This is a genomic window from Paenibacillus sacheonensis (assembly GCF_009909195.1).
Taxonomy (GTDB): Bacteria; Bacillota; Bacilli; order Paenibacillales; family Paenibacillaceae; genus Paenibacillus_Z; species Paenibacillus_Z sacheonensis.
Genome location: NZ_JAAAMU010000006.1, coordinates 248,500 through 273,461, shown reverse-complemented (window position 1 = coordinate 273,461; position 24,962 = coordinate 248,500). Strand labels below are relative to the sequence as shown.

At 58.4% G+C, this 24,962-nt stretch carries 19 protein-coding genes; 15 read left to right on the top strand and 4 right to left on the bottom strand.

The features are described 5' to 3' along the window. Positions 1-75 precede the first annotated feature (75 nt). Positions 76-1,968, top strand: coding sequence for a GH39 family glycosyl hydrolase (locus GT003_RS14040; protein ID WP_161698715.1), 1,893 nt, complete (start codon positions 76-78; stop codon positions 1,966-1,968). A gap of 272 nt (positions 1,969-2,240) precedes the next feature. Here the strand turns inward: GT003_RS14040 and GT003_RS14035 are convergent, their stop codons facing one another. Beyond that, complete coding sequence (locus GT003_RS14035) at positions 2,241-4,337, bottom strand: alpha-amylase family protein (protein ID WP_161699118.1); 2,097 nt, start codon at positions 4,335-4,337, stop codon at positions 2,241-2,243. A gap of 183 nt (positions 4,338-4,520) precedes the next feature. Here GT003_RS14035 and GT003_RS14030 point away from each other — a divergent pair, with 183 nt between their 5' ends. Both GT003_RS14030 and GT003_RS14025 read left to right on the top strand, forming a co-directional pair. Further along, positions 4,521-5,399, top strand: a complete 879-nt coding sequence (locus GT003_RS14030) for a helix-turn-helix transcriptional regulator (RefSeq protein WP_239565776.1) — start codon at positions 4,521-4,523, stop codon at positions 5,397-5,399. Positions 5,400-5,426: 27 nt separating this feature from the next. After that, positions 5,427-6,422 carry a serine hydrolase domain-containing protein gene (locus GT003_RS14025; protein WP_161698713.1) on the top strand — a complete coding sequence of 332 codons (996 nt, stop codon included), beginning with the start codon at positions 5,427-5,429 and terminating at the stop codon, positions 6,420-6,422. 915 nt (positions 6,423-7,337) lie between these two features. Here GT003_RS14025 and GT003_RS14020 read toward each other — a convergent pair. Further along, positions 7,338-8,117: a phytanoyl-CoA dioxygenase family protein gene (locus GT003_RS14020; RefSeq protein ID WP_161698710.1), complete on the bottom strand. Its 780-nt coding sequence runs from the start codon at positions 8,115-8,117 to the stop codon at positions 7,338-7,340. A 135-nt stretch (positions 8,118-8,252) separates the two neighbouring features. Between GT003_RS14020 and GT003_RS14015 the strand changes: the two genes are divergently transcribed. The 7 genes from GT003_RS14015 to GT003_RS13985 all read left to right on the top strand — a co-directional run bounded on the left by GT003_RS14015 (position 8,253) and on the right by GT003_RS13985 (position 14,737). Continuing rightward, complete coding sequence (locus GT003_RS14015) at positions 8,253-9,077, top strand: AraC family transcriptional regulator (RefSeq protein ID WP_161698708.1); 825 nt, start codon at positions 8,253-8,255, stop codon at positions 9,075-9,077. A gap of 63 nt (positions 9,078-9,140) precedes the next feature. Then, positions 9,141-9,980: an SDR family oxidoreductase gene (locus GT003_RS14010; protein WP_161698706.1), complete on the top strand. Its 840-nt coding sequence runs from the start codon at positions 9,141-9,143 to the stop codon at positions 9,978-9,980. Between the two features lie 201 nt (positions 9,981-10,181). Further along, positions 10,182-10,736, top strand: coding sequence for an RNA polymerase sigma factor (locus tag GT003_RS14005; RefSeq protein ID WP_161698704.1), 555 nt, complete (start codon positions 10,182-10,184; stop codon positions 10,734-10,736). Further along, positions 10,714-11,550 carry a hypothetical protein gene (locus tag GT003_RS14000; protein WP_161698702.1) on the top strand — a complete coding sequence of 279 codons (837 nt, stop codon included), beginning with the start codon at positions 10,714-10,716 and terminating at the stop codon, positions 11,548-11,550. The genes GT003_RS14005 and GT003_RS14000 overlap by 23 nt, the downstream gene beginning before the upstream one ends. Before the next feature lie 260 nt (positions 11,551-11,810). Then, entirely contained in the window at positions 11,811-13,349 is a 1,539-nt protein-coding gene (locus GT003_RS13995; RefSeq protein ID WP_161698700.1) for an alpha-N-arabinofuranosidase, read from the top strand. A gap of 5 nt (positions 13,350-13,354) precedes the next feature. Next, on the top strand, positions 13,355-13,633 hold the full coding sequence (locus GT003_RS13990; protein ID WP_161698698.1) for a DUF6171 family protein: 279 nt from the start codon (positions 13,355-13,357) through the stop codon (positions 13,631-13,633). Positions 13,634-13,885: 252 nt separating this feature from the next. Next, positions 13,886-14,737 carry a protein phosphatase 2C domain-containing protein gene (locus tag GT003_RS13985; RefSeq protein WP_161698696.1) on the top strand — a complete coding sequence of 284 codons (852 nt, stop codon included), beginning with the start codon at positions 13,886-13,888 and terminating at the stop codon, positions 14,735-14,737. A gap of 156 nt (positions 14,738-14,893) precedes the next feature. On the opposite strand, the gene GT003_RS13980 is transcribed toward GT003_RS13985, so the two are convergent. Then, positions 14,894-15,769, bottom strand: coding sequence for an SDR family oxidoreductase (locus GT003_RS13980; protein ID WP_161698694.1), 876 nt, complete (start codon positions 15,767-15,769; stop codon positions 14,894-14,896). A 196-nt stretch (positions 15,770-15,965) separates the two neighbouring features. Here GT003_RS13980 and GT003_RS13975 point away from each other — a divergent pair, with 196 nt between their 5' ends. From GT003_RS13975 to GT003_RS13955, 5 genes are all read left to right on the top strand, one after another. Continuing rightward, entirely contained in the window at positions 15,966-16,580 is a 615-nt protein-coding gene (locus GT003_RS13975; RefSeq protein ID WP_161698692.1) for a phosphatase PAP2 family protein, read from the top strand. Positions 16,581-16,693: 113 nt separating this feature from the next. Then, complete coding sequence (locus tag GT003_RS13970) at positions 16,694-17,911, top strand: stalk domain-containing protein (RefSeq protein ID WP_161698690.1); 1,218 nt, start codon at positions 16,694-16,696, stop codon at positions 17,909-17,911. A 287-nt stretch (positions 17,912-18,198) separates the two neighbouring features. Then, positions 18,199-18,783 (top strand): RNA polymerase sigma factor, encoded by a 585-nt coding sequence (locus tag GT003_RS13965; RefSeq protein WP_161698688.1) that lies wholly within the window; start codon positions 18,199-18,201, stop codon positions 18,781-18,783. A 263-nt stretch (positions 18,784-19,046) separates the two neighbouring features. Further along, a complete protein-coding gene (locus GT003_RS13960) occupies positions 19,047-20,063 on the top strand; it encodes an HD-GYP domain-containing protein (RefSeq protein WP_161698686.1) in 1,017 nt (338 codons plus the stop codon). A 110-nt stretch (positions 20,064-20,173) separates the two neighbouring features. Next, positions 20,174-21,112: an aldo/keto reductase gene (locus GT003_RS13955; protein ID WP_161698684.1), complete on the top strand. Its 939-nt coding sequence runs from the start codon at positions 20,174-20,176 to the stop codon at positions 21,110-21,112. Positions 21,113-21,264: 152 nt separating this feature from the next. On the opposite strand, the gene GT003_RS32495 is transcribed toward GT003_RS13955, so the two are convergent. Further along, positions 21,265-24,684: a fibronectin type III domain-containing protein gene (locus GT003_RS32495; protein WP_161698682.1), complete on the bottom strand. Its 3,420-nt coding sequence runs from the start codon at positions 24,682-24,684 to the stop codon at positions 21,265-21,267. Positions 24,685-24,962: the final 278 nt, after the last annotated feature.

Genomic DNA, 24,962 nt, shown 5'->3' with positions numbered 1-24,962 from the left:
AAGGGAGGTGACGATGATATCGAGCAAGCCGTCGCGTCTTGAAAGCGCTTTTAAAAAAATGAAGGAGTGAGTTCAATGAATCAGGCGCAAGGGAAAAACATTTTGTTCAAGCATGTTAATTGGAATAAGCGGGTCTCGCTGGTTCTGCTTTCGATCATGGCCATGACGTTTCTCTTATCCTTCCCGCAAATCGGCTTCGCGGCGACGTCCGCGACGATTCAATTCAATCAGAACCTCGGCCAACGCAGCCCGAACGTCTTCGGAGGAGCGATCAACCAGCTGGACGGCGCATCCGACGTGGATTCCCTGCGCTCGGTAGGCATTAGCTTCGCCCGCCGCGACGTCTATCTATCCCAAATCCTGCCGAATACGACCGTCGCGCAATATTTGGCGGACATGTCCGTCTCGGGCGGCGTGGACGATCCGAACAATTGGGATTGGAGCCAGTACGGGTGGGTGGACACCTACCATAACAAAGGGCTCAAGACCATGATCATCTTGTCCTATAACGTGGGTTGGCTGTCTTATAACAACACGAATAACGGCGTTCCGAAGAACTGGACCGTCTACGAGGACATCATTAAGAAAATCACGCAGCGGTTCCAAGGGAAGATCGATTTCATCGAGGTTTGGAACGAGCCGGATCTCGCCCAATTCCTCAATATCTCGAATAGCGGTTACGCCAACAGCTTGGCGGCTTACAAGGCGATCTATACGCATGCGGCCAACGCGGTCCGCAGCGTCAACTCCACGATTCCGATCGGCGGGCCTTCGCTCTCGACGACGGACACGAGCTGGGCGAATGCCTTGCTCCAGGACGCGAACACGAAGCCGAACGTAAACTTCTTGTCCTATCACCATTATCAGATGGTCCCTAACGGAGAACCGAATATTCAGGCTTTAAAGAACGTGGCCTCTGCGAATGGCGTCTCCAATATGCCGATCTATATCACCGAATGGAATTGGGATTGGCAATACATCGGTTCTTCGATGAACAACGATTCCACGGATGCCATTCCTTACGTCGCCCAAAGATTGAACGATATGATATGGAACAACGTCGCGGGAACCGGCTACTTTGCCTTTAACAAGCAAACGACGCATCCGGATTTCTATTCGATCTATTCGAACGGAAGCCTGACGCCGAAGATGAGCACGTATCGCGTATTGGCCAAACAATTGGGACTCGGGGCCGGAGACTTCACCTTGAGAGGCAGCTCTTGGGTCAACGGAGCATCGTCCATCGTGGCGGGCGGCGCCACCAACTCGAGCGGGAATCCGGTCGCATGGGTAGTAAATACGTCTACCTCCGGCGGCGATAACCTAACCGTTAATCTCAACGGCTTAAAAGCGAACACGACGTACGTGGCGGCGGCATACGAGGCGAGCGTATGGCAGAACGGAACGTCGGCCAGCTTCACGACTTCGTTCGCGACGAACGCCAGCGGGAATGCAAGCCTCTCCTTCTGGACGCCGTACGAGTCCGTTATCGGCATTAAACTGACCGAACAAACCCCAAGCCCCGGGGGAGTTTCTAATGGCAGCTTCGAATCGCCGACCACCTCGAACTTCGGTTACAGGCCATTAGGCGCGACGTGGACGTTTACGGGCGATGCGGGCATTCAGCGCAACGGCGGAGACTTCGGAGCTTCGGCAGCTCCGCTGGGGGTACAGACCGCTTTCGTTCAGAATAGCGGAACGATGACCCAATCCGTCAGTCTGGCGGCGGGTACGTACAAGGTCGCCTTCAAAGCGGCCAAACGAACGAGTTACGGCGGTACGCAGACCTTCAATGTCATGTTCGATTCGACCGTGATCGGCACCTTCACGCCTTCGACGGGGACGTTCTCCGCTCTCGCGACGAGCAATTTTACGGCAACGGCGGGCACCCATACGATTAGCTTCGTCGGGACGACGGCGGGTGACAACACCGATTTCATCGACGACGTCGTGCTTTCGGCCGTGTAAAAAAAGGCTGCCGTCTGGTCATAACACTTTCAAGCAGAGAGTCGGAAAACATCTAAATTAAGCGGCGATCGCTTCTCTGGATTCAACGGGGGGACGGTCGCCTATTTTTTTAACCGTTTGCCCTTTCTTCGCCATAAAAATCCCCTCCGGTCAACAGTGTGGGATTCATGTTAACATGAGCCCTCTTTTCACTGTCTACCATGAGGGGATAATTCCCTAAGCATTAGCTTATGGGGTCTACCTTTTGCTTGGATTAGACATGCCGCGGTTTGCTAGAACTGCAGCACGACCATCGCGTGGCATGTGAATTCCGGCACGACGTAGCCGACGACGCCATCCGCCTGTTCGAACGGCAGCGGTTCGCCGGATGGCGCGAGGTACGCCGCCTGCACCGGCCGGTCGGCACGGACAGTGACGGCCGTGTTGCGGATCGGCGTCAGGTCCTCGATGATTTGGATGTTCTCGCCGCGCGTGACCGGAGCCGCATAGAGCAGATGCTGCACCCAGCGGTCCTGCTCCTCCTGCTTCTGCAGCGTGACGATGCCCTGGGCGGGCAGCGAGGTCGTCAGCGTCTTCTCCGGCAGCAAGCGGTTCAGCGCGTAGACGACGGTTTCCTTCAGCGCGAGGCTGCCCTTGGACGCATAGTCCTCGAAGACGTTCCAGGCGATGTAGATGCCGTCCCGGCCTTCCGTAATGCCGGGCCCAGCCTGCTGTCCGGTGCTTGGCGTATGCTGATGGGAACAGAACGTGAAGATATCGCGGTTAAAATACGAATTTTCCCGCGCGCCGAGCGAGAGGCCGCCGTTCGCGAGCTCGACTTCCTGCGCATCCGCATACGTGACGAAGGAAGCGGCAGGCAGGCCGGCGATGGAGAATTCCGGCCGGAAGAAGCTAGGCTTATAGGCGGACGGGCCGACATGCGACGCGCCGAGATCCCAAGCGAAGCCGCCGAGCGCAGCGGCGGTGTCGACGCTGGATGCATCCGGCCGGGACTGCGCGCTTGCGGCCGCGGCGCGGGTCCCAGTCCCGGATGCAGCCCCGGCACCGGCGTCCTTCCCGTCTGAGCCAGGTCCGCCGTCCAGCCGCAGTCCCGACTCGCCGGAAGCGAGCAGCTTGCCGCCGCCCTGCAGGAAGGCGGCGATCTTGCCCTGCAGCGGGCCGTCGATCCGGACGTGATCCGGCAGGATCAATACTTTATAGGCGCCGAAGTCGGCTTCGAGATCCACGACGTCGAAGAGGAACTTGCCCTCGAGCAGCATGCGTACCGCCCCGGTATCGGATTTGCCCGACGTGCTGCCGTGCGCCTCGTCCGTATTCGGATGCAGCGCCTCGTTGCTGAGGAGCGCGATGTCGGAGAAGGCCTTCACGCCGCTGCACCAGGCCTCCTTCGCTTCCAATTCGCTATATGCCGCGCCGATGAGCGCGTATGTCGCCTCGTCCATAAGGCCCTCGGGATGGAGCTGGTCGCCGATCGAGCAGCGAGCGCCGTTCGCGATGCTGAGCGCGGTCTCGTAGCGCAGCGCGTTCGGATGCTTGTAGCCGCCGAATTCGCCCCACGACGTATGGAACTTGCCCGTCATGCCGAGATAGTCCAGGCCGAGCGTCTGCGCATAGCGCGCGGACAGCGGAAAATGATCATAGCCCCAGCCGCCGGTCGGCAGCGATTCCAGCTCCAGATGCGTGTTGAAATGCGCCAGGTCGCGCCGTCCGCGGCGGATATGCCCGCCATTATGGAAGACGGGCAGTCCCGGCTTATGCTTGTGCACGGCTTCGTTGGTCCGCGCGGCATAATTCGCGTATGTCCGCTCCCACAGATTAAGCATGGCATCATCGTCTCTCGGATCGCCGCCCTCGGCGCGAATGGCGGCCACGCACGATTGGCAGTAGCATGGCACGACGCCTACGATATCGAGGAAAATGCCGTCCGCGTCGTAGTTCTGCGCCACTTCTTCGATTTGCGCGACGAGCACGTCGAGGTAGGGGGTGTTCATGCAGAGCCGATGATAGCCGGGCGTCATGAAATCCTTCGCCCAGGTCGTGCTTTCGTTCTTGCCGCGGATGAGCCATTCCGGATGGCGCCGGGTGACTTTCTCGTCGAGACCCGCCGAGATGTAGACGGGGACGTTGACATCGATCTCGTGCGCTGCGCCGATCATCGCGCCGAGCAGGTCGAATGTCAGCTCGGGATGGGTTTCGTTTGCTTTGGACGGGTGGTAGGCCCAGCCGTGGTGGCATTTGGAGAAGACGGTAATGGAATCGACGCGGCCTTCGCGCAGCATGCTTTGGAACTGTTCCTTGGAAAACCGGCTGCCGATCCGGCCTATTGCCTCGGACGTATGAAAATCAAGATGGACCTGACGGAAACGCATCATGAGCTTCCTCCCTATCGAATAGATGTCTTGTCTCTAATGTAAGGGATTACAATGCGCGGCGGGTAGCGCCGTTTTCTGCCCAAACTAGCACGATTTCGACTAGTTGTCCGTACTTGCATGCCGTATAATACACGGTGCAAGCATTCGTGGTTACGATAGCGATAGAAGGGGGTGTAGAGAATGGATTGTCTGGATTGTCTGGAGCTGCGCATTCCGCCGCTTCCCCAGCTGCTGATGATCGGGCACGGCTTATGGCCGAAGGGAATGCAGCACTTCAAGCGGTCGTTCAGCGTGTACGACATGCTGTACGTGACGGGCGGGCGGTTTTATATGACGGAGGACGATACGGCGTACGAACTGGAGCGGGGCGACCTGTTGATTTTGGAGCCGGGCCGTACGCACTTCGGGCAGCGGCCGGTCACGGAGCCGACGGAGCTGTACTGGGTCCATTTCAGCCATCCCCATCCGCCGGTGGCCAAGGAACGGGAAGCCATCAAGTGGTCGACGCTGCTCGGCAAAGGAACGGACAAGGATCTGACGCCCGTGGATCAATACATGTATTTGCCCAAGCATGCCCATCTCGATCCCGCGCTGCTCGTTCCGCTGCTGGATGAGATGACGGAGCTTCACGAGACGCTGACGCTGCGCAATTCGCTGCGTCTCAACGTGCTGAGCGGGGAGCTGTTCGAGCGGCTGCAAGCGACGATCAGCGGCGGATTGAACAGCCGGTCGTACCACATCTCGGAGCGTGCCGTGCAATACTTGAAGACGCATATGACGGAGCCGTTCGACGCGGAAGCGATGGCAGCGGCGCTGCATTACAATTTCGACTACCTCTCCCGCTGCCTGAAGCAGCACACCGGCATGAGCCCGCTCCAATACGTGCATCATCTGCAAATAAACCGTGCCGTCACGCTGCTGCTGACGACGGACCTGTCGGTGCAGGAGATCGGCGAGCAAGCGGGGCAGCCGAACGGCAATTATTTCATCCGGCTGTTCCGTAAGCATATGGGAGCTTCGCCCGGCGCTTACCGGTCGATGCATCGGGCGCGGACGTGATACGGGGAAAAAAAGAGGAGGTCAGGGATGTTCGATATCCGGAGCGAAATAAACGCGATCGTGAACGACTTTCATAAAGATAACCATTTGAGCGGCGCAATTCTTCTTACGCAAGAAAGGGAAGTGTTATACGAGAAAGCGTACGGGCAGGCAGACGTGCAGTTCGGCGTCGACAATACGTTGGAGACGAAGTTTTTCGTGGCCTCCGTAACCAAGATGTTCATCGCTGCCGCCGTGCTTAAACTGCATGAAGAGGGGATTCTTAATCTCCATGCGCATCCTGGAAGCTATTTGGATCAACTTCAGCATGTGCATCGAGGAATCACTCTGCACCATCTGCTGTCGCATACATCCGGATTGCACGATATCTATGCGGTACCGGACCTTCGTTACGAGATGAGCAAATTGAATCACGGGAAGGGCGATTTTCTTGCCTATCTGAGCAAGCAAGAGCAGCGGTTTAATCCGGGGGAACGGTGGGGATACAGCAGTACGGGTTTTATCATGCTGGGTTACATGCTGGAGAAGGTCGCTGGCAAATCCTTCGAGGCCTTGCTCGACGAAATGTTTTTCAAGCCATTAAGCATGAAGGATACCGGACTGCATAACCCTCGTCAAATCATTAAGAAACGCGCATATGGGTATACGATCGACAACGGCGAATGCAGGAATGCGGAGGACGATAAATTAGCTGAGATCGAAGCGCCCGGGGAATTGTATTCGACGGTTAAGGATCTCCAGCTATGGTGCGAAGCTATCGACGACGGATCGATTCTATCCCAAGCCTCGAGGGAGCTGATGTTCAACTCCTATGCATCCGTAGATTTCGATCCTCGATTGAACTACGGGTACGGCTGGTTTTTGGGAAACGATTACAGGTGGATCCCCGGAGGGTCTCCGGGATATAAGGCCGACATATGGCAATTTCCCGAGCGGAAACGGAGTCTGATCATGTTGTGGAATTTCGAGAAGGTGAACGCGTACGCCTTGTTCGAGAGGATGCGAAACTGCATCGCTCGCTGATTATCGCTCGTCTCTCGAACTTTGCAGCACGCATGAAAGTTACCATCCGGCAGCTTTTTCCAGCATCTCAGCATCTCAACATCTCAGCATGTTGAAAAAGCCAAAGCCATAGACTGGATTGCTGCTTGCCGATGCAAGCCATGATCGTCACGCGGGCGGGAAATGAAGGTCAACTTACACATTCTGCTGCTAACGGTTGCCAGGAAGGCTAATCGGCTTAAAGTAGCCCTTTTCAATCGCTAACGGTTGCCAGGAGGCTTATTGCACGATTTTTCGATGCGAATCAGCTACTTTACGCCAAATAACGCCTGTCATATGCGTTAGCATTTTTTTAGGCGTGGTTTTCGAGGAATAGCCTCGCTGGCAACCGTTAGGCGCCGGCCCGGACCAGGTTCTGCAGTTTGAGAAAAAGCCAAAGCCGTAGACTGGATAGCTGCTTGCCGATGCAAGCCATGATCGTCACGCAGGCGGAAAATGAAGGTCAACTTAAACATTCTGCGGCTAACGGTTGCCAGGATGACTAATCGGCTTAAAGTGGCCCTTTTCAATCGCTAACGGTTGCCAGGAGGCTTATTGTACGATTTTTCGATGCGAATCAGCTACTTTACGCCAAATAACGCCTGTCATATGCGTTAGCATTTTTTTAGGCGTGGTTTTCGAGGAATAGCCTCGCTGGCAACCGTTAGGCCTCGGCCTGAATCACGTTCATCGATCGTCGGCACCTGTCGCTTGCCGAACACCCAGGCCTCGGCCCGAATTTGTCGAACTCCTTTTATCAAGCAGCGGCTTCTCTTGCTCGCCGCCTGCCGTCAGTGCCATCGCCCGTCAGCGGCATCGCACATCAGTTCCATCGCCCATGAGCGCCACCGTCCGTCAGCGCCATTGACCGTCAGCTCCGCCGCCCGTTAACGCCCCTCAAATCGAATCCCACTCCACGTTCAGCAAATACCTGGCCGCTGGCGAGAGTCGTTTGTACGTCTTGACGCGGATATAGTCGCGGGCGTCCAAATGTCCCTCCGACTGCTTCTGGTCCCGGCCCATATAGAACGGATGCAGCGCCCGGCGCGTGCCGTTTGTCTTGTTCCGCGTTCCGCCGTGCCACAGGTGGCTGGCCATGACGGCAACGGAGCCGGCGGGCGCGAGGACGAGCACCTCGTCCGGATGCGTCTCCCGCGCTTTGTCAGCCGCCCAGTCGGCAGCGGGATTCACGCCGCTTCGGTGCGTGCCCGGTACGACCCGCGTCGCGCCGTTATCCGGCGTGAAATCGTCCAGCATGACGAGGCAGGTGACCGCGTTCTGACGCCCGTCCGGTCCCGACGGCCAGTCGGCATGCAGATGCTGCAGCCCTTCGCCCGGAACGGCATCGCGGCCGTTCAAGGTCACGAATCGAAATTCGCGGCCGATCAGATGAGCCACGGCGGCGAGCACCTTCGGCATCGTGTAGACGGCATCGAACTCCGGTCCTTGGTTCTCCAGATCGAACAGCCGCCGCGTCCCGTTCTCCCGTTGATGGGCAATCGTGCCGGCCGCCTTGGCCATTAAGTCCTCGTACCGGTCCCGCAGCAGCGCCAGCTGTTCCTTCCCGATCAATTCCTCGAACACGATATAGCCTTGTTCGCCGAGCGTCCTTTTCTCCGTCTCGCTGAGCGTAGTCTCTTCCACTCCGAGTTCCTTCAGCATGGTGTGCATGTCCATTCGCGCCGCTCCTCCTTGAAATTACGAAATCTTGCTGATACTGTAAGAGTAGCATTGCGCCTAAGGCGAATAAACTCGGAATCCTGTGAATTTATTATAAAATCTTGCTTTTCTCTCTGGAGGGCGTGTTAGCGCATGGAGGAGCTGTTTGCCGGCGGGGCGATCCCGGAATTGGTGTACATCGGCTGGATCGAGCGGCCCGCGAGAGAAGGATATCAAAGCTTGTACCATCATCATCCCGACTTTATTGAACTGCTGCTGATTACGCGGGGGAGCGCCGAGGTTCGGATCGGCAGCGAGCTCTATCAGGCCGTTGCGCCTGCGCTCGTGATGTTTAACGAAGGAGAGTGGCATGAAGAGCGGACGAATCCCGAGCTTCCGCATACGATGCTGTTCCTTGCCGTGAAGGGACTTCGCTTGCATGGTTTGGAACGCGGACGATTTCATTCGCCGGGGATGTCTCCGATCGTCCTGCTTCGGGAAAACTTGTTTAGCATGGAAAGGCAGTTTCGCGAGCTGCATGCGGAATTTCACGCGCCGGAAGGACGCGATCCATGGGTCATCCGCTACAAGCTGGCCGCGCTGTTGGCCGAATGGAACCGGGCCTCCGTCAAGCGTCCGCCTCCGCGGGTGAACCGGGCGTCAGAGAGCGTTATGGTCGTGCAGGCTTACATACACGAGCATTACAGCGAACCCCTTACGCTGGAACGGCTTGCGGCGGTAGGGCTGCTTAGTCCATACTACCTGAGCAGGCTGTTCAAGGAAGCGACGGGCATGGCGCCGATTCAGTATGCGATCGCCTATCGGATGAAGGCGGCATGCCAATACCTCGCGACGACGGAGCGAACGACCGAGGAGATCGCGCTGCTGGTCGGCTACGAAAGCTTGACGCATTTTCAACAAGCGTTCAAGAAGGCGACGGGGACGACGCCGGGGAGATACCGGAAGCAAGAGCGGTAGCCCAGCTGCACGGGGAAAAGTTACCGTAATCGGGATACTTGAAAATAAAAGGAGACGAGCATGATGAGCAAGGTCATTGCCATAACCGGAGCTTCTTCCGGCATCGGCTTGGCGTCGGCGCTGAAGCTGGCGGAGAACGGCTGGACGGTATACGCGGGAACGCGCCAGGTGGAACGGGAGCGTGAGCTGTACGGGGACAAGGCCAACCTGCTCTTCATCGAGATGGAGGTAACCGATCCGAGCTCGCTGGAAGCGGCCTTCAAGGAGATCGAGTCGGCGCACGGCCGCCTCGACGTGCTCTTCTGCAACGCGGGTTTCGGATATTTGCGGTCGCTCGGGCAGGCCGATCCGGCCGATATCGCGCGCGTATTCGATACGAACGTCTACGGCGTCATGCATGCGATCCGTGCCGCGCTTCCGCTGCTTCGTCAGGCCGACCCCGGCTATATCATCGCGACGACGAGCGTCGGAGGCTTGGTCGGCCAGCCGTTCAACGAGATCTACTGCGCCAGCAAATTCGCGGTGGAGGGCTTGATCGAGAGTCTGGCCACCTACTACAAGCCGACCTTCAACATCGATCTGACGCTGCTGGAGCCGGGGGCGGTCGCGACGAATTTCAACGGCACGGTCTTCGATCAGATCCGGCAGACGGGCGGCATCTTGGACGATGAATACAAGCCGATGCTGACGCGCTACACGGAGACGTTCCAGGCCCGCAATTCCGTGCCGCAAACGCCCGAAGCGGTCGCGGACGTCGTCTTGGAGCTGCTCGGCATGGAGACGAAACCTCTGCGCATCCGCACGTCGGAGATGGCCGAAGCGTTCTGCCGATTCAAGGTCGAACAGGATCCGACGGGCCTGGACGGGCTGCTGAATACGCGCAAGCTGCACCTGCGCCTATAGCTTACGCTCCATGCATCCCGTAACATCAAAGCCGCGTTTATCGCGGCTTTTTCGCTGCGTTCAACGAACGATGTTCGAGCCATGAATGCCGACGGCAAGCTCCGGCTGCTGGCTGGCGTTGCAGAGGTGCCCTGTTAATTTTCGACGATCGGGAACAAAACCGCGGCCAGCGTTGTCAGTTGGATGGAGGGGAGAGAGACGATGGAGGACGATTACCTGAAGACGATTACGCGGCTCGATCCGCCCGAAATCGAGTCGCTTGTCCGCCATTATTGGCATGATATCTGGCAATATGCGTACTTCTTGACCCGGCGCGAGCATCTCGCCGAGGATATCGCGCAGGATACGTTCATTCGGGCGTTTCGGGCGGTGGAATCGTTTCGCGGGCAGTGCGCGGTCAAGACCTGGCTGTTCAAAATCGCCCGCAATACCGCGTTCAACTATACGAAATCGGCGTTTCTGCGCAAAGTGACCCTTGTCGGCCTGCTGCCCGATCAGCGCAGGTCGCCTTCGGCGGAATCGGCTTACTTCAGCACCGGCTTCGCGGATGACATTTGGTCCGCGGTACTGCGACTTCCAAGAGTCTTCCGCGAGATCTTAATCCTTCACGCGCACGAGGAGCTGTCTTATAGGGAGCTGGCGGAGCTGCTCGGGATATCGGAGGGAACGGTGAAGTCGAGGCTGTGCAGGGCCAGGACGAAACTGGCGAAGTTGATGAAGGAGGCGGGACGCGATGTCGAGACGGATTACGGATGAGGAGCTGGGCAAGGATCCGCTGCTGCAGCGTTTGAGCAAACGCCCCGTAGAGAGGCGGATGCCTTCCGGGACGCAGATCGCCCATATCCAGCGGGAGGCGGCGGAACCGGTGCAAAGAACGAGAAGAACGAGGCGACTGGCGATCGGCTGGTCGGCGGCGCTCGTAAGTCTAATCGTGCTGCTGGGCGCTTTCGTCTACGTCTACGACAAGCCGGGCGGGATCGCGGACTGGCGCTACTCGCGCGCGGCGGGGTATTCGGATACGATCCGGATTCCGATCGGACGGACGCCGGAGGAGGCGGTCAGGAAGTTCAGGCAGTACGCGCCGATGCGGGTCATTCACGAGGAAACGATCGGCGGCGGCGTGCTGCTGTTCATTAAACGGTTTGAAGACAAGGCGGGGACGTACATGGATATTGAATTCGTGCAGCATAACTTGCTGGGGTGGAAATGGGCGATGGGCGGCGGGTACGGCTATTCCTCGCTGCAGGGCATCGATGTCGCGCTCGATTATATGAGCCTGCCGAAATTTCCAGGGATTCACGGACCGTTTCCGATTATCTTCGGACAGATTCAGAATGCGTCGATCGCGGGCGTGAACGTCACGTTCGGCGGTCCGGAAGCCGGAATGAAGGCGGCGCGCATCATCGAATACGAGCCGGGGAAGCGGGTCTGGTATGCGACCCTCCCGCAGTCGGCCGACGCTTCGTATGGCATCGAGGCGGTAGATGAACAGGGGAATATTCGCGCGAACAAGTCATTCGAAGATCCGAGGGATTCGAGTTATCTAGTCATGAACAAGACGAAGCCCTAATACGATTCTAAAATAACCGAAGACGAACCGAAGATGAACCTAAGACGAACCGAAGGCGAACCATACAACGAACCCTAAAACGATTTTTCCAAGATGAGAGCCGCTTCCCGCTACAATACGGGGGGCGGCTCTTCCCGTCTTGGCCAACCGGAAAAAAAAGCATTGAAAAATGCCGGCGGTTCCTGTTTAATGGGTGTTGAAGTATTATTTTCATTATGTAATTAATAATTTTATTAATTCAATAGGAGGCACGAACCCGCATGAGCAATCAGCCTTTATCTAACGAACCGTCCCTGACAGCCGTCGACGGTCCCGTCAGCCGCGCCGTCATTAACGCCGACCGTCCGGTTGGAACCGTAGACCGCAACATCTACGGACATTTCGCCGAGCACTTGGGACGCTGCATTTATGAAGGGATCTGGGTCGGAGAAGATTCCGATATCCCGAATACGAAGGGCATTCGCAACGACGTGTTGAAAGCGCTTCAGGGCTTGGATATCCCCGTGCTTCGCTGGCCGGGCGGCTGCTTTGCCGACGAGTACCACTGGAAGGACGGCATCGGTCCCCGCGAGTCGCGCAAACGGATGGTAAATACGCATTGGGGCGGCGTCGTCGAGAACAACCACTTCGGCACGCACGAATTCCTGCTATTGTGCGAACTTCTCGGCTGCGAGCCCTATATCAACGGCAATGTCGGCAGCGGCACGGTGCAGGAGATGCAGGAATGGGTGGAGTACATGACGTTCGCCGGCGAATCCCCGATGTCTGCGCTGCGCGCGGCGGGCGGGCACGAACAGCCGTGGAAGGTGCGTTACTTCGGCGTCGGCAATGAAAATTGGGGCTGCGGCGGCAACATGCGGCCGGAATATTACGCGGACGAGTACCGCCGCTATCAGACCTACGTCCGCAACTACGGCGATAACAAGATCACGCGCATCGCATGCGGGGCCAACGATTTCAATTACGAATGGACGGAGGTGCTCATGCGCGAGGCGGCCTCGCACATGGACGCGCTGACGCTGCACTATTACACGGTGCCGTTCGTATGGTCGGAGAAGGGATCGGCGACCGATTTCGATACGAAGGCATGGTTCGAGACGCTGCGCAAGGCGCTGGTCATGGACGAGCTGGTGGGCAAGCACAAGACGATCATGGACAAATACGACCCGGCCAAGCGGATCAGCCTGATCGTCGACGAATGGGGCACTTGGTACGACGTCGAGCCGGGCACGAATCCGGGCTTCCTCTATCAGCAGAATACGATGCGAGACGCGCTTGTCGCGGCCGCGACCTTGCATATCTTCCACAAGCACAGCGACCGCGTGCGGATGGCGAACATCGCCCAGACGGTGAACGTGCTCCAATCCGTCGTGCTGACCGAGGGCGAGCGGATGACGCTGACGCCGACGTATCACGTCTTCGAGATGTTCAAGGTGCACCAAGACGCGGAGCTGCTGGACATGGCCTTCGAATCCGCTTCCTATACGTACGACGGCGTCTCCATCCCGCAGACGAGCGTTTCGGCGACGCGCGGCCAAGACGGCACGCTGAATGTCAGCCTGTGCAACCTGAGTCATGAAGGGGAAGCGGAACTGTCGTTCGAGCTTCGGGGTTTGGCAGCGAACGACGCGCCGATCGGCGGCAGCCTGCTGCATGGCGATGCGCTGAACGCGCACAACACGGTGGAGCAGCCGAACCGCGTGCAGCCGGAGCCGTTCGCGGGCGCGCAGCGCCTGGAAGACGGCAGGATCCGCGTTACGCTTCCCGCCGCATCCGTTGCCGTGCTGCGTATCGGGTAACGCGCATGCAGGCGGCGTCAACGGTTGGGAAGGAACCGTGCAAAGGGTGCAGCGCATCGGTTCACGTGACGGACGAGCAGATCGAGCGGGTGCTGGCCAAGCTTGCCCTGCACGCCGGCGACTGCGTGGACGATAGCCGTTACGACGCGCGGCTGGCGCAGTGCGGCGCTTGTCCGTCGCTGCAATACGGAACGACCTGCGCGCACTGCGGCTGTTTCGTCCGCGTGCGAGCCAAGCTGGCGGCGAAGGATTGTCCGCAGCCGGGCGGTTCCCGCTGGCCGTGAGCGGCGGGCCGGTCTTGCGGGACCGGCGCTCGGGTAAATGGAAAGCCTCGGATTAGGCGCGATACCAGCGCCTAATCCGAGGCTTTCGGCTTATGTCGGCCGCTTGCCGCAATAGAGATGCGGCTTGCGTCCATCCGAAAATGCATGTACGCGATTGTTTCAGGAAAGGTTGCCTTCAGGCCGAGCATTCGATAAGGTTGAACGAGAGGCCGGTCAAGAACAAGCCGGACATTCACCGCAGGAGGCGATTCGATGGAAGTCACGGTCCGTACCGTGCAAGGAGTCGGCGCATGGAACGAAGATGCTGTCGTATGCAAGGAGAGCGACCGGCTGTTCGGCGTCATCGACGGGGCGACGTCGCTCGTGCCCTATCGCGGCGCGGGAGGAGAGACGGGCGGGTATTTGGCCGCGCAATCCGTTGCCGCAGCTTGTTTGGACGAACGGCTCGCCGGCGCCCGGCTGTCGGACATGCTGGTAGAGGCGAACACGCGGCTTCGCGCGGAGATGCGGGATGCCGGCGTCCCGGCGGATGTGCCGGAAGCGCTGTGGAGCGCCTGCGCGGTGCTCGTGCGCGTCGGCTCCAAGTGGATCGACTACGCGCAGCTCGGCGACTGCATGCTGGCGGCGTACTACGACGACGGCACGATCCGCATCGTGACGCATGATCAATTGGCGCATGTAGACGACCGCACGAAGGCCGTATGGCTGGAAGGGATCAACGCCGGTCTGGCGTCGTCCGCCGAATTGTGGACGCATGTGCGGCCTCAAATCGCCGCCGGCCGGGCGCTGGCGAACCGTCCCGCCGGATACGGCGTACTGAATGGAGATCCCGATTGCGCGGATTACGTGGAGTACGGCCGCATCGCGGCCGCGAACGTCGTATCGCTCCTGCTGTTCTCGGACGGGCTGTACATGCCGAAGCCGCCCGGCGAATCCGACAAGGACAGCGCGGCCGACATCGCCTCGCTCGTCCGTGAAGCGGGGCTTGACCGTTATCTCGCTCAGTTGACGGATCTGGAGAACACCGATCCCGAATGCACCATCTATCCGCGCATGAAGAAGTCCGACGACAAGACGGCGATCTGGATCCAGCTCGCTCCCTAGCGGCCCAGGCTCAACCGGCGCGTCATGCAGGTTGAGGCGTACGGTGCCCGAAGCAGGATAACGGCACAGCAGCGGCGCGTCAGCAAGCAGCGCATAACGCGAAGAGCGCTGGCGCGCCTAGTATTCTCGGCTCGCCAGCGCGCTCTCGTCTGCCCGTTAGAACCCGTGCTCGGCGGCATAGCGCCCCCAATGGGGACGGCTGCCGTCCGCATCGGCGAACCCGTATTCCTCGGACAAGCCCCAGGACGTCAGCGCCTGTCCCGACTTGGCATGCACGTTCGGATCGGCCGCGAGCGCTGCCGCCGCTTGTCCGACGAACGCCGGCGTCTCGGACTGCAGGAAATGCACGTCCCGCGCCGCGCCATCGCGCCAGTTCTCCTCGGTCACGCCGAAATGATCCAGCATCGCTTCGGAACGAAGGAAGCCCGGCGTCAGCGCCAGCGCCGTCACCCGATGAGGCGCCAGATCCGCCGCCATCGCCCGGGCGAGATGAATGACGGCTATTTTCGCCAAGCTGTAATACAGATTCCCGCGGTACCGATAGTCGCAGCCGTCCGTAATCTCGATAATGAGCCCGGAACGGCGGGCGATCATGAGGGGAGCGGCATAATAGCTGGCCATCATATGCGTATGCACGCCTCGCTGCTGAATGAGCAGGCCGTTATGGAGCGAGTGCTCCCAGAAGGGCTCGCCCCATGCGGTAAGCGGGTCGCCGCCCCAGATATCGTTGATCAATAGATCCAGCCGGCCGTCCTGCTCTTCCTCGACTTGCCCGAACAGCGCGCGGCCGTCCGCTTCCACGGTATAGTCGGTCCGCACGGCAATGCCGAGACCTCCGGCTTCCGTTACGAGCGCTGCCGTTTCCTCGATCGTTTCGCGTCTTCCCATATCCGACAAGCCGAGCTTCGAGCTCCTTCCGGTCACGTATACCGTCGCTCCGGCTTTGCCGAGCTGCACCGCGATGCCGCGCCCCGCCCCGCGCGTTGCGCCGGCGACGACGGCTATTTTCCCTGCCAAGGGTCTCTTCGTCATTGTAAAGCCTCCTCGAATTTGCCGCAGCATGTTGATTTCCTCAAGATCAGCATCCAGCGTACCCCAAGTTGACTGACAACCGCTGTCATCAAGAAAATGATCGCCCTACGCTTACGAACGCCAATTTCCCATAGCCTTATCCCCGGGCAAGCCGCTATAATAAACAAATCATTTCAATAACGGGGGAATTCGTATCATGTGGATCATTTACCTGCTGCTCGCGATCGCGGGGTTTCAAGGATTGTCTATGCTGGTCTCGCGGAACAGGCTGGCGCGCTTCGACGCTTCCATTATAGACACCGTGCAGGGCTGGGAGAACGACACGCTGACCGGTATCGCCAAATTCCTGGGCAAGGTCGGTTCGTCGTCCGTCGTCATTCCGGCGGTGCTCCTCCTTGCCGCCTTTCTGTTTCTGGTGCTGAAGCACCGCAAGGAGCTCGTGCTGCTCTTGGGCGGCATGCTCGGCTCGACGCTGCTGAACCACTTGCTTAAGCCGATCTACCGGCGCGCGCGTCCGGATATCCACCGGATCGTGGAGGAGCAGGGGTACAGCTATCCGAGCGGCCATTCCATGGCGGCGTTCACGTTTTATTTTCTCGTCACCTATCTGCTTTGGCGGCATTTGCCTAGCCGGGGGTGGCGGGTGGCGCTGCTGATCTTCAGCGGGGCGATGATCGTGAGCATCGGTCTAAGCCGCGTCTATCTCGGCGTTCATTATCCGTCCGACATTCTCGCCGGCTACTGGGTCAGCGCCTGCTGGGTCGCCTTGTCCGTCCGGTTGTTCCGGCAGTGGGCGCATGCGCGGAGATAGCGACCAAAGCACCAGTGCTGGCACTATTTAATCATTGTAAAAATACGGATAATTGGATAGGATTATGAAGTCTATGACTAGTTATACCTTATGAAACGAGAGAGAGGTTTACCATGAAACGTTGGATCGGATTGGCCTTGACACTAATGGCCGTATTCGCGGCGTTCGCGGGAACGGCTTCCGCGGCGAACGCAAGCACGGACATCAAAGTAAAATTGAACGGAGAATGGGTGATTTTCCCGGCTCCTCCCGTACTGCAGAACGGCAAAACCTTCGTTGAATTCCGTACGCTCTTTACGAAGCTGGGTTATTCCATCGACTATAACGCAGCAACGAAGACGATCAAGGCGAAGTCTGCCGCGCGCAGCATTCAAATGACGCCGACGGGCACGAGCGCGCTGGTAGACGGCGTCAAGGTGCCGGTGAACGGCGAGATGAAGCTGCTGAAAGGCCGCACGATGGTCGGCGTACGCTTCATCGCGACGCTATCCGATAAGGACGTGGCTTGGGACGGCGCCAAGAAGATCGTCGCCATCACGGACAAAGGCCCGACGGCCGCGCAGGAAGCGGAAGTATTCGCGGTGCTGAACAAGCTGACGGCTGCAGAGGACAAGCAGGATGCCGACGCATTCCTCGCGCTGTTCCATTCCGCCTCCCCGATCAAGGACGAGATGGATGCGTACATTCGCAGCGAATTCGCAAAGACGCACAGCCGGACTGTCTACACGGACATGACGCTGGACTCGTATTCGGCGACGGAAGCGATCGTGTACACGGTGGAACAGTCTACCAAAGTGAGCGGCGCGAGCTTCTATCCGAACGTCGAGAACGAGATGGAATACACACTTCATAAGGATACGAACGGCCAATGGGCCATATACGACGTGTACGTCGATTACTCGACGGTGCTGGACGAAGACGGCCTATGGGCACAGGAAGTGCAAACTTCCGATGCCGACCGCGCAGCGCTGACCGGTATGGTGGATGCCTACGTGAAGTCCGTCAACGCGAAGGATATCGCCGCTTATAAGGCCATACTCGATCCGTCGGATGAAGAGGCTTACGGCGACGATACGGCTTCCATGGAAGAATCGTTCACCGACCCGGATTATACGATCAGTGTCGCGCTTGTCCGCAGCGCCGTGGTCGAGCTGGACGAAGACACCGCGATCGTGCTTGCGTCCTTCCGCTATGACTTGACCAGCGCGGACGAAGAACCGCTTTCCTTCAAATCCGTGACACAGTTCGATTTGGTCAAAAAAGACGGCAAGTGGCTCGTCACGCCGGGCTCGAGCGACAACGAATTGATCGGCGAGCAAATCGAGCAGTAACACGTAAGCAGAACAAACGAGCGGCAGCAAGTCTGGAACGGAAACCGTTTCTTTTCCAACGCTTTGTCAGCCCCGTTTCGTCCTTCACGGACGAAGCGGGGTTTTGTTTTTCCGCGGTTTCCGCTGCGGATTGCGTGGCTTCCGCTGCCGATTCCGGTATTCCCGAGGCGTCCGGCTGCCGGTCTGCTAATTTCTGCTGGCAGGCGCTTTTTCATATGAGGTTCATAATAGCCTGCTAGACTAGGGTTCGTGACAGGGAATCCAAGGATAGGCAGGGAGGCGAAAGCATGGAACCGTGGACCGAGTTCGAAGAAAACGTAAAGCCGCATCTCAAGCATGTGCAGGCCTACTGCGCGTATTTGACGTCATCGAAATGGGAGGCGGAGGATCTGCTGCAGGAGGCGCTTCTTCGGGCGTTTAAGTATTACCGGGATACGGGGAAGCTGCTCCACCCGCGTTCGTTGCTCTATAAGATCGCCCGCAATTTGCAGATCGACGCGCACCGCAAACGGCGGGGCGTGACCGTCGCGCTCGAAGAAGCGCTGCTGCAGCCGCATTATGATCCGGATTACGTGTCCGTACGGGGCATGCTGGAGTGGCTGGCGGAGCATTTGTCCGAACGGGAGACGGAGATGCTGCTGCTGGCGGAGGTCTTCGATTATACGTATCAGGATATCGCCGACGTGCTGCATTGCTCGGTGCCCGCCGTCAAAATGGTGCTGCACCGTTCGAAGAACGCGCTGCGCAAGCGCGGCCGCCCGCAGGACAATAACGGCGGAGCGCCTCGGGGCAAGATGACTAGGCGCGTCAGTGCCCCTGCCCCCTATGCGATCGAGCGCTGGACGACGGCGCTGATGACCGGCGAGCGCTAGGCATACGCAAAAACCTTCCATTCCACGTTGAGTCCGGGCCGAGTCCCGTTCTTCTGTGGTCATGAAGGTTTTTTTGTTGTTCGCATCAAGAAACCATGATTTTATTAGGGCATTCGACACTAACGAATATAGGCCTTTATTCCTATTTTATAGATTGAAAATCAATACCATAGGACAGTAGCCGCGGAGACATGGTATTGTAGTAACAATACACAGGATTTACCTTGGGAAATTTGAACAAGTCTTATTCCGCCGGAGGCACAATGCGACAATATTTGGGGAAAATCACGAAAAACGATATGGTCAACGCCTTTGGCGTCACCGTTCTCCCGGCCGGCATCCTGCTTCGCGAAGAGCATCTCGCGCTGCTGGAGAGACACGGCATCGAGCATGTAACGGTCAACTTGGATCACGTCAGACCAGCGTCCGGCGCAGCGGAACCGCCGCACGAGGCGTTAGGGAAAATGCGGGAGCAGGCGAAATCGCTGTATGCCTCCATTGAAGAAACCGGACAAGTGCCGCTCACGGAGCTTGAGGCGGAGATCGTGCCGGTGGTCAAGGTCGCCTCCGGCCATCCGAACATTTTCGAGCTGTTCGAAGCAGTGAAGGCGCATGGCGACTATACCTATGAGCATAACATCGGCGTCGGCGTGCTTTCCACGATGATCGGCAGGTGGCTGGGATTCGGCGAAGACGAATTGACAGCGCTTACGATCGCCGCTACGCTGCACGACGTCGGCAAAGTGAAGATTCCGCAGGAGATCCTGAATAAGCCGAGCGCGCTGACGGCAGAAGAATACGAACTCATGAAGAAACACGCGATTTACGGCTACGAGATTCTGAGGAAAACCGAGGGCGTCAGCTACCGAACGGCGCTCGTGGCGCTGCAGCATCACGAACGGGAGGACGGCAGCGGCTATCCGCTCGGTTTGACCTCGGACAAGATTGACCTGTTCAGCAAGATCGTGGCGGTGGCGGATATTTTCCACGCCATGTCCTCCGACCGGCCGTACCATAAGGCGCTGCCGTTCCATGAGGTCGTCCGCCAGCTGCGCGAGGGCTTCTTCGGCCAATTGGACCCCGCCATCGTCATGCTGTTCCTGGATAACATCACGTCCAAATTAGTGGGGCAGCAGGTGCTGCTGACCGATGGCCGGATCGGCGAGATCGTCTTCATCAACCCGCAGAGCGGCGAAGCGCAGCTCGTCAGATCCGGCGAGGAATTCATCGATCTGACGAGCCACCGGAAGCTCAAGATTCTGCGGATTATAGGATTCTAATCCAGCGGATCGCGCTGAACGCTTCCTATTTGTGCCAGACTCTTCTAGAATAGTCTATGGGTATGCAAGCCCGCGGAGAGACGAATCTAGTTGAACATGGAGGGATTGCGGTGCAATATCGTAAACTTGGCGGCAGCGGACTGAAGGTTAGCGAGATCAGTCTGGGCAGCTGGCTGACCTACGGCGGATACGTGGAGAAGCAGAACGCGGTACAGGCGATCGAGCAGGCTTATGATCTCGGCATTAATTTCTTCGATACGGCAAACGTGTACGAGCGGGGCGCGGCGGAGACGCTGCTCGGCGAGACGCTGAAATCGTACAAGCGCGATTCCTACGTGCTCGCGACGAAAGCATTCTGGCCGATGGGCGACGGTCCGAATGATCGGGGGCTATCCCGTAAGCACGTTATCGAGCAGTGCAACGCAAGCCTGAAGCGCCTAGGCGCGGATTACGTGGATATTTTCTACTGCCACCGCTACGATTCGGAGACGCCGCTTACGGAGACGCTTCGCGCCATCGACGATTTGATTCGTTCGGGCAAGGTGCTGTACGCGGGCGTGAGCGAATGGACGGCTTCCCAGATGGCGGACGCCCTGTCAACCGCGGATCGGTACCTGCTGGACCGAATCGTCGTCAGCCAGCCGATCTATAATATGTTCGAACGTTACATCGAGAAGGAAGTCATTCCGTACGGCGAGAAGAACGGCATCGGGCAAGTCGTGTTTTCTCCCCTGGCGCAGGGCTTGCTGACAGGCAAATATACGGCGCTTGCCGATATTCCGTCGGACAGCCGCGCGGGCAAGCTCGAAGGCATGCGCAGCGGCATTACCGAAGAGAAGCTGGCGAAAGTGCGGGCATTGTCCGGCATCGCCGGGGAGCTCGAAATTTCGACAGGCCAGCTGGCATTGGCGTGGATCCTCCGCCAAAGCAACGTCGCGAGCGCGCTCGTCGGCGCAAGCCGTCCGGAGCAGGTCATCGAGAACGCGAAGGCGTCCGGCATCGAGCTGAGCGCAGACGTGCTGGCAAGCATAGAAGCGATATTGAAATAAGAACTGTCCTGCCGGATGTATTCGCATTGGCCGAATCGTCAGCGCAGGATCGGTAGATTACAAGCTGCGCACGGTAGTTCGCGGCGCATACCAGAATAACAAGAAGCCTCCCCTTATCGAATAATGGGGAGGCTTCTTGTTATGAGACGGTGTTAGCTAGTGAATAACCGGTTATTCGGAACCACCTGCTTGGTCTGGGAAGCGCTGGACCATGACAGCTGGGCATGCGCGTTGCCGCCGTTCTCGATGTATTCCATGACGAGGTCGTACTTCACGCCGCCGGTCAATGTGATCGTGGCGCTGAGTTCGCCGTTCATGTTCACCCAGTTGTTGATCAATTGTTGTCCGTTCACCCAGAGGCGAACGCCGTCGTCCGTATTCGTGTAGAAGGTATAGGTTTCCGTATATTGCGGCTGTACTTTGCCCGTATATCTGGCCGTGAACCATTCGCCCGGCACGTCGGGGGTTGGCCGTCCGCCGCCCCAATCGAAGTCGATCGTAGGCGCGATTTCCGTCAGGGCCAAAGTACCGAAGTTGCCGGAGTAATATTGGGCAGTCACGCCATTGGACGGCGTGGAAGCCGCGTTCGTCGTCACGCTGAGCGAATTGCTGGCAGCGGACAGGTTGCCGGCTGCATCCTTCGCTTTGACGGTGAACGTGTATGCAGTGCTTGCGGACAAACCGGCGGCCGTGAACGTCGTCGCGCCGGTCGTAGATCCGGCCAAGGTCGAGCCGTTATAGATGTTGTAGCCCGTTACGCCGACATTGTCGGTCGATGCCGTCCAAGAGAGGTTCGCGCTCGTATCCGTCTTGGATGGGGACGTCAGGCTGGACGGGGCGGTCGGAGCCGTCGTATCCGTGCTGCCGTTCGTCGTTACGCTGAGCGGGCTGCTCGCCGCCGAAGCGTTGCCGGCCGCGTCTTTCGCTTTGACGGTGAAGCTGTAGGCGGTGTTCGCCGCAAGGCTGTTCACCGTGAACGTCGTCGCGCCCGTCGTCGAACCGGCGAGCGTTCCTCCGACATAGACATCGTAGCCCGTTACGCCGACGTTGTCGGTCGATGCCGTCCAAGACAGACTGACGCTTGTCGAAGTCTTCGATGGCGAAGTCAATGCGGTCGGTGCCGACGGGGCCGTCGTGTCGCCGCCGCTGCCGCCGGCCAGGTTCACGTCGCAATGCTTGTACTGCCCTGCAGCCGGGTCGGAGCCGAAGGTGTTATTCGAGCACATGACGGAAGTCGTGAACATGCCGTAGATGTAGCTGCCCGTCACGCCGTAACGCACCTGCTTCGTGCCCGTGAACGAGCACAGATTGTTCTCGCCGGCGCAATTGGTCCAGTTCGCGGCCGGATCGGTCGTGACGGACAAGCTGTTGCTCGCCGCCGACAAGTTGTTCGAAGCATCCTTCGCTTTGACCGTGTACGTGAACGTCGTGCTCGCCGACAAGCCGGTCAGCGTGATGGAAGTGGCGTTCGCGCCCGTCGTCGTTCCTGCCAGCGAAGCTCCGTTATAGATGTTGTAGCCGGTTACGCCCACGTTGTCCGTCGATGCCGACCAGGACAAGCTGACGCTCGTGTCCGTCTTGGCCGGAGACGTTAAATTCGATGGCGCCGTCGGCGCCTGCGTATCGCCGGCGGCCGTCGTGACGTTCAGCGTATTGCTCGCCGCCGACACGTTGCCGGAAGCATCCTTCGCTTTGACCGTGAAGCTGTACGCCGTGCTTGGCGTCAATCCCGTCACGCCGTACGTCGTCGCGCCGGCGCCGCTCGTCGAGCCGATCAATACGCCGGCTTTGTAGACGTCGTAGCCGATGACGCCGACGTTATCCGTGGACGCCGTCCAGGACAGATCGACCGTCACGTTCGACTTGGTCGGAGCGGACAAGCCTGTCGGAGCCGAAGGCGCCGTCGTGTCGGGCGGTCCGGTAAATACCGTGATCGACTGTTCCTTGACGCTCGCTCGTCCGCCGTTATCCCACACGCCCAGAATGACCTTGTACGTGCCTGCCTTCTGATACGTATAGGTCGGGCTTGCGGCAGTAACCGGAAGTCCTTCGCCCAGATCCCACAAGTTCTCGACGATCGTGCCGTTGTCCGTCGACGTGTTCGTGAACGTCACCGGCTGGCCCAGTTGTACCGTGAGCGGAGCCGTGAAGTTCGCAACGGGCTTGGCATCGTTGAACCCGCGGCTCGTAAGCTGGGTGTTCGTTCCGTTGCCGCTGACCGTATTGCCGCTCCACTCCAGATCCGCCGCGGAGGAAGGGTATTGGTCGATCGAAGGCCCGCCGTTGCCCGTGATCGTATTATTGATGAAGCTCAGGCGATCCGTGCCGGACGCGGTCGTGATCTCGATCGCTTTGCGGCCGTTATTGGTGATCTGGTTGCTGTCGAAGACGATATTCTTCGTATCGCCATGAATCCGAACCGCGTTGCCGTCGTATCCGGGGTATGCGGCGGCCGGATTGCCGGCTGCGCCGTCTTTGATCGTGTTCTTGTAGAAATACTGGTATTGTTCCGTGAAGCCGGTACCCGCTCCCTGGAGCTGCATGCCCCACATGACGATGTTCTTCACCGTGTTATAGTTCCACAGCTGATAACCCGTTCCCGGCGATTGCTGCATGCCGACTTGCTGGCCGCCGTCGACCACGTTGCCCGAAGTTACGCCGTGGTCGACCATGACTTCAAGACCCATGTTGCCGACGGAACCGTCGTTGGCTTTGACGGTGTTGTTGCGTACCGCGATATATTTGGAACGCACCGCGCTGATCCAATGGTCGACGTTGTTATTCTCGATGATCGAATAGTCGGCATTGGTGTGCAGCTCGATGCCAAGGCCTTCCTCATGTAAACCAGTACCGGTAATCGTATTGCCGCGGACGATCGCGTACGGGCTGTCGTCGTTGACGAATATCCCGCCGCGGCCGGTATTGGCGATCGTATTGTTCTCGATCAGGGCATGGCTGGAGCCCCAGCCCGTGCGGATCCCTCCGCCCCAGTCGGAGTTGACGCCCGTGTTCGTTACGATATTGTCGGAAATCTCGATGTTCGTGGAGCCGATTGCGTATAGCGCGAACGGGCCGAACCCGGCGGATGCCGCCAAATCTTTAACCCGCAGATGGCGCATCTTGTTGCCGTCGCCGGACTCCGAAGTAATGGCGGACAAGAGCACCGAGCTGCTGTTGCCGTCGAGCGTCATATCCGATACTTCCGAATTGGATACGTTATGAAGATAGAAGAACATCGTGGAGCCCGATCCGGAAGTCATTCTGAGGGTCGTCAAGTCGCGGCCCGCTCCGGAGATCTTGACGCCGGTCTTGCCGTTCACGTTCGCCGACAAATAGTAAGTTCCCGCCGGAATTACGACCGTGTCGCCTGCCGCAGCCGAGTTCACGGCGTTCTGGATCGCGGTTAAGTCATCCGCCGCGTCGCTGCCGTTCGCGCCGAAAGCGGTTACATTAATCGACGCGGCATGCACGGTCGCAGCCGGAATGACCGGAAGCATAACGGACATCGCGCATAACACGCTGAAAGCTTGTTTTTTCCATTTTCCACGTTTTCCGTTCTTGTTGGTCGTCATGAATCTCCATCCTTCATTTTGATTTTTTCCGAGTCCTCGTGCTCGTTCAGGAATGCAGCGGGAATTCTATCCATTTCTGTGTTTCAAACTGTCCAATCGCCTCCTTCTCGTTCATCGTGTCATAATCTCCGATCCAGCGTAAACTGCTACAATTGCGAAAAACGCTATATTTCGTTGCTATAAATCGCTATTATTGCCTGCTTTATCGACGTTGTCCCACAGATTCCGCCTAGTAATTCCAAGAATATCCTGCTCCGGTTGGTCCGCGCGGACGGAGT

Excerpts from the sequence above, each read along its gene's own strand:
- GT003_RS14040 (WP_161698715.1), top strand. The coding sequence starts at position 76 with ATGAATCAGGCGCAAGGGAAAAACATTTTGTTCAAGCATGTTAATTGG.
- GT003_RS14035 (WP_161699118.1), bottom strand. The coding sequence starts at position 4,337 with ATGCGTTTCCGTCAGGTCCATCTTGATTTTCATACGTCCGAGGCAATA.
- GT003_RS14030 (WP_239565776.1), top strand. The coding sequence starts at position 4,521 with ATGGATTGTCTGGATTGTCTGGAGCTGCGCATTCCGCCGCTTCCCCAG.
- GT003_RS14025 (WP_161698713.1), top strand. The coding sequence starts at position 5,427 with ATGTTCGATATCCGGAGCGAAATAAACGCGATCGTGAACGACTTTCAT.
- GT003_RS14020 (WP_161698710.1), bottom strand. The coding sequence starts at position 8,117 with ATGGACATGCACACCATGCTGAAGGAACTCGGAGTGGAAGAGACTACG.
- GT003_RS14015 (WP_161698708.1), top strand. The coding sequence starts at position 8,253 with ATGGAGGAGCTGTTTGCCGGCGGGGCGATCCCGGAATTGGTGTACATC.
- GT003_RS14010 (WP_161698706.1), top strand. The coding sequence starts at position 9,141 with ATGAGCAAGGTCATTGCCATAACCGGAGCTTCTTCCGGCATCGGCTTG.
- GT003_RS14005 (WP_161698704.1), top strand. The coding sequence starts at position 10,182 with ATGGAGGACGATTACCTGAAGACGATTACGCGGCTCGATCCGCCCGAA.
- GT003_RS14000 (WP_161698702.1), top strand. The coding sequence starts at position 10,714 with ATGTCGAGACGGATTACGGATGAGGAGCTGGGCAAGGATCCGCTGCTG.
- GT003_RS13995 (WP_161698700.1), top strand. The coding sequence starts at position 11,811 with ATGAGCAATCAGCCTTTATCTAACGAACCGTCCCTGACAGCCGTCGAC.
- GT003_RS13990 (WP_161698698.1), top strand. The coding sequence starts at position 13,355 with ATGCAGGCGGCGTCAACGGTTGGGAAGGAACCGTGCAAAGGGTGCAGC.
- GT003_RS13985 (WP_161698696.1), top strand. The coding sequence starts at position 13,886 with ATGGAAGTCACGGTCCGTACCGTGCAAGGAGTCGGCGCATGGAACGAA.
- GT003_RS13980 (WP_161698694.1), bottom strand. The coding sequence starts at position 15,769 with ATGACGAAGAGACCCTTGGCAGGGAAAATAGCCGTCGTCGCCGGCGCA.
- GT003_RS13975 (WP_161698692.1), top strand. The coding sequence starts at position 15,966 with ATGTGGATCATTTACCTGCTGCTCGCGATCGCGGGGTTTCAAGGATTG.
- GT003_RS13970 (WP_161698690.1), top strand. The coding sequence starts at position 16,694 with ATGAAACGTTGGATCGGATTGGCCTTGACACTAATGGCCGTATTCGCG.
- GT003_RS13965 (WP_161698688.1), top strand. The coding sequence starts at position 18,199 with ATGGAACCGTGGACCGAGTTCGAAGAAAACGTAAAGCCGCATCTCAAG.
- GT003_RS13960 (WP_161698686.1), top strand. The coding sequence starts at position 19,047 with ATGCGACAATATTTGGGGAAAATCACGAAAAACGATATGGTCAACGCC.
- GT003_RS32495 (WP_161698682.1), bottom strand. The coding sequence starts at position 24,684 with ATGACGACCAACAAGAACGGAAAACGTGGAAAATGGAAAAAACAAGCT.